We start from the raw sequence: 2,916 nt of genomic DNA, 5'->3' as shown, positions 1-2,916 counted from the left end.
GTAGTAACGGTCCACCAGGGCGGCGGTGACGCGGCTGGGGTCACCATAGACATCCAGCACACTTTCCTCGATGGCGCGGCGCGGCAGCACCCAGCGCATGGGCTCGCGCAGCACCGGGATGCGGGCGATGCGAAAGCCAAGCGGCATGGAATCCGGCTCGAAATCGAAGCCGGCGGCGTCGACCAGGACGAGGCCGGCGACGCTGGCGGGGTCGGCCAGGGCCACCTGCCAGGCGATTTCGCCGCCCAGGGAGTTGCCACCCAGAATGACCCGGCCCACGCCCAGGCGCGCCAGCAACTGGCGCACGAAGGCGACGTAGCGGGCATCGCTGTAGTCGTTGTCGGCGTTCGGCCCGGTCAGGCCGAAGCCGGGCAGGTCGAAGCTGATGACGCGCCGGGTGGACTTCAACTCGGCCGCCCAGCCTTCCCAGGTGTGCAGGCTGGCGCCGGTGCCATGGATGAGGACGATGGGCAGCGGGTCGCTGCTCGGGCCCTGGTCGCGGTAGTGCACGAGCAGGCCATCGAGGTCGACGAAGTCCGACGGCGGCGGCGCCCAGCGCGGCACCAGGCTTTCCAGCGAGCGGTCCGGCGCCTTGCTAACGGCAAAGCCGAGGGCCGCCAGCATCAGCAGGATGCCGATGGCCTTCAGCGCGAAGTCGCCAAATCGCCCTTTCATCACGTTGGGCTCAGGTCGGCGTTGACGCCCCTGCGATCGTCAAACACGAAGCAGTTGCCGTGGTAATGCTTGCCACCGGTGTCCTCGAAGTACTTCAGGATGCCGCCGTCAAGCTGCCAGGCCGTCAGGCCTTGTTCCTCCAGCACCATGGCCGCCTTCTCGCAGCGGATGCCGCCGGTGCAATAGCTCACCACGGTTTTGCCGACCAGTTCCTGCTTGTGCGAGGCCAGGGCCTCGGGGAAGTCGCTGAACTTGTCGAGCCGCCAGTCGATGGCGCCGTCGAAGGCACCCTGGTCGACCTCGAAGCCATTGCGCGTGTCCAGCATGACGATCTCGCGGCCGGCGTCATCATGGCCCTGGTCCAGCCAGCGGGCCAGCACGGCCGGCGCCAGGGCCGGTGCGCGCGGCGCCTGGTCGGGGCGGATGGTGGGGTGGTTCATGCGGATGATCTCAGGCTTGACCTTGACCTTCAGGCGCTGGAAGGGCTGCACCTCGCTCCAGCTCTCCTTGGGTGTCAGTGTCGCGAAGCGTGGGTCGGCGCGCAGCTCGGCCACCSAGGTGTTCACGGCTTCGGCCGGGCCGGCCAGGAAGAGATTGATGCCCTCCTCGGCGATCAGCACCGTGCCCTTGAGACCCAGGGCTTCGGCGCGGGCATGGAGCCGATCGCGCAGCGCCGCCGTGTCGGCCAGCGAGACGAAGAGATAGCAGGAGATATTGAGGATGGGGCCGGACTGCATGAGGCCGCGGATTATCGGGGCGGCTCAGTCGGCCCAGCGCGAAGCAATGCCGCGCACCTCGTCCAGGCAGGCATTGAGCGCCTCGACGATGCGCGGGTCGAAATGGCTGCCGGCGCCGTTGCGGATGAAGGCCAGCGCCTCGTCGTGGCTCATGGCCTGCTTGTAGGGCCGCACGCTGATCAGGGCGTCATAGACGTCGGCAACGGCCATCAGCCGGGCCGACAACGGAATGGCCTCGCCGGCCAGGCCGTCCGGATAGCCGCTGCCGTCCCATTTCTCGTGATGGTGCCGGGCAATCTGCTTGCCGAAGGTCAGCATCGGGCCGGCGTCGTCGCCAAGGCGGTCGATGGCGCGCTGCAGCAGGTCGGCCCCGTGTTCGGCATGGGTCTTCATGACCTGCCATTCGTCCGGCGACAGCTTGCCGGGCTTGAGAAGGATGGCGTCAGGGATGGCAACCTTGCCGATGTCGTGCAGCGGCGCGGCCTTGGCGAGCTCGTCGATGGCTTCGGGCGTGAGGTCCAGCGGCCCGTCGGGCTGGGCGGCGATCCACTGCGCCAGCGTACGCACATATTCCTGGGTGCGCTGGATGTGGTTGCCGGTATCGGCGTCGCGGAACTCCGCCAGGCCGACCATGACGAAGAGGGTGGTGTCGCGCAGCCGCTCGACCTCACGCCGGCGCGCGCCCAGCTCGCCGCTCAGCAGCTCGTTGTGGCGCAGCAGGTGGTCCTCGGCCAGCTTGAGCTGCAGATGGGTGCGCACGCGGGCCAGCACGGTGGCGGGGTTGAAGGGCTTGTGGATGAAGTCGGCGCCGCCGACCTGGAAGCCGGCGCTCTCGTCCTCGGGCCGGGTCAGCGCGGTCAGGAAAATGACGGGCACGCGGCGCGTGGCCGGGTCGGCCTTGAGCCGGCGGCAGACCTCGTAGCCATCCAGCTCCGGCATCATCACGTCGAGCACGATCAGGTCGGGCGGTTGGCGGCGGCATATTTCCAGCGCCTTCGCGCCGCTGACGGCCAGCTGCACGCGGTAGTCGGGCTTGAGCACCTGGGCCAACAGCGTCAGGTTGGCCGGCGTGTCATCGACGACCAGCACCGTGGCCTGTGACGTACCGGTGAACTCGGGCAGCATCATCGTCATGGCGGGCTTGCGTCCTTGGTCTCACCGCGCAACGCGGCCTGGGCCTCGTCGAAATCGAAGCGTTGCATGGCACCCGCCAGGGCTTTGGCCCGCGGTGCCGGCAACATCTCGATGAAGGCGGATTCATGCTGCTCCCACAACGTCAGCGCATTGCTGTYGGCCTCGCCCAGCAGGGTGTCGAGCTCATTGATCAGCGTGGTCGGGTCGGCGCCGGGCGTTGTCCGGTTCAGGACTTTGGGCAGGGGCAGGAGCAGGTCGACCGGCAGAGGGCGGTCCAGGTCCAGCAGGCGGCGCAGCATGTGCGGCAGCAGGGGCTTGCTGCACAGGGCCTCGGCGCCCAGGCGCAGTGCGCGCTCGCGCAGCACTGGCG

At 68.5% G+C, this 2,916-nt stretch carries 4 protein-coding genes; all 4 read right to left on the bottom strand.

Annotated elements, in window-relative coordinates; genetic code table 11:
• Window positions 1–675: alpha/beta fold hydrolase (locus AC1DU6_RS25715; protein WP_477860575.1), on the bottom strand; the 675-nt coding region annotated here is incomplete at its 3' end.
• Window positions 675–1,412 (bottom strand): sulfurtransferase, encoded by a 738-nt coding sequence (locus tag AC1DU6_RS25710; RefSeq protein ID WP_477860573.1) that lies wholly within the window; start codon window positions 1,410–1,412, stop codon window positions 675–677. The genes AC1DU6_RS25710 and AC1DU6_RS25715, both read right to left, overlap by 1 nt.
• Window positions 1,413–1,436: 24 nt before the next feature.
• The gene (locus AC1DU6_RS25705; RefSeq protein ID WP_477860571.1) at window positions 1,437–2,546 is read right to left on the bottom strand and encodes an HD-GYP domain-containing protein; all 1,110 of its coding nucleotides are present in this window, start codon (window positions 2,544–2,546) and stop codon (window positions 1,437–1,439) included.
• Window positions 2,543–2,916, bottom strand: a 374-nt coding sequence (locus tag AC1DU6_RS25700; RefSeq protein ID WP_477860569.1) for a hypothetical protein, incomplete at its 5' end; no start/stop codon positions are given. The genes AC1DU6_RS25705 and AC1DU6_RS25700, both read right to left, overlap by 4 nt.

It is taken from the genome of Roseateles sp. P5_B10, from assembly GCF_056400485.1.
The sequence above is the reverse complement of the archived record's forward strand: the minus strand, read 5'-3'. Positions and strand labels throughout refer to the sequence as shown.